General features: G+C 60.4%; 2 protein-coding genes. Both read left to right on the forward strand.

The genetic code is table 11. The annotated features are described in order from the left end of the window. A partial coding sequence (locus tag AC1D35_RS36385; RefSeq protein ID WP_477942887.1) for a pantoate--beta-alanine ligase occupies positions 1-306 on the forward strand: 306 nt, incomplete at its 5' end. A 48-nt stretch (positions 307-354) separates the two neighbouring features. Continuing rightward, on the forward strand, positions 355-1,045 hold a 691-nt coding region (gene panB, locus AC1D35_RS36390; RefSeq protein WP_477942888.1), incomplete at its 3' end, for a 3-methyl-2-oxobutanoate hydroxymethyltransferase.

The raw sequence follows: 1,045 nt of genomic DNA on the forward strand, positions 1-1,045 counted from the left end.
GTTTATCTCAGTGGGCTCGAAAGAAAGGCCGCGGTTATTGTATCGCAGGCGCTCGACGAGGCGGAGCGGCTCGTGGCATCAGGCGTTTCGGGCGCCGATGATCTCCGAAGCAAGCTCGCGGCGTTTCTCAGTCGTGAACCCTTGGCAAAACCGGAAGTCATTGAGGTACGAGACGCAGCGACCCTTCAACCTGTCTCGTCCATCGATCGTCCGATCGTCATTGCCCTCTTTGTCCGGTTCGGGACCACGCGTCTCCTTGATAACCGTGTCGTGGCGGCCAATCGAAGCACCGGGGCTGCAGCGTGAGCACACCATCATCCACCAAGCGGCTGTCAGCCCCCTGGCATTCGCGCCATGAAGGGTTCGCGCCCGATCGTCTGTCTTACGGCCTATACGACCCCGATCGCGCGCCTGCTCGATGAGCATTGCGACCTGCTGTTGGTCGGGGATTCGCTCGGCATGGTGCTTTACGGGATGGAAACGACCACCAGCGTGACACTCGACCTGATGATCGGGCATGGTCGGGCCGTCGTCCGTGGCGCCAGCAGGGCCTGCGTTACAGTCGATATGCCGTTTGGCACCTATCAGGAAACGAAAGATCTAGCCTTTCGCAATGCCGTTCGGATCCTCCAGGAAACGGGATGTGATGCCGTCAAGCTCGAAGGCGGCGAAGAAATGGCCGAAACCGTCTCCTTCCTGTCAAAGCACGGCATTCCGGTCCTCGGCCATGTGGGACTGATGCCACAGCTCGTGCATGCGACGGGCGGTTACCGCTCGCTCGGTCACTCCGACGTCGAGGCGTCCAAGATACGTCAAGACGCCCACGCGATCGCCGACGCGGGCGCTTTCGGCCTTGTCATTGAAGGAACGGTGGAGCCACTGGCCCGCGAGATCACCGGAACACTGAAGGTTCCGACGATCGGCATTGGTGCGTCGTCGGCATGCGACGGGCAGATACTCGTCTCCGACGATATGCTCGGCTTGTTCAATGACTTCAAACCCCGCTTCGTCAAAAGGTATGACGAACTCGCCGAACGCATTGCGC

Source organism: Rhizobium sp. P1_E6, assembly GCF_056405875.1.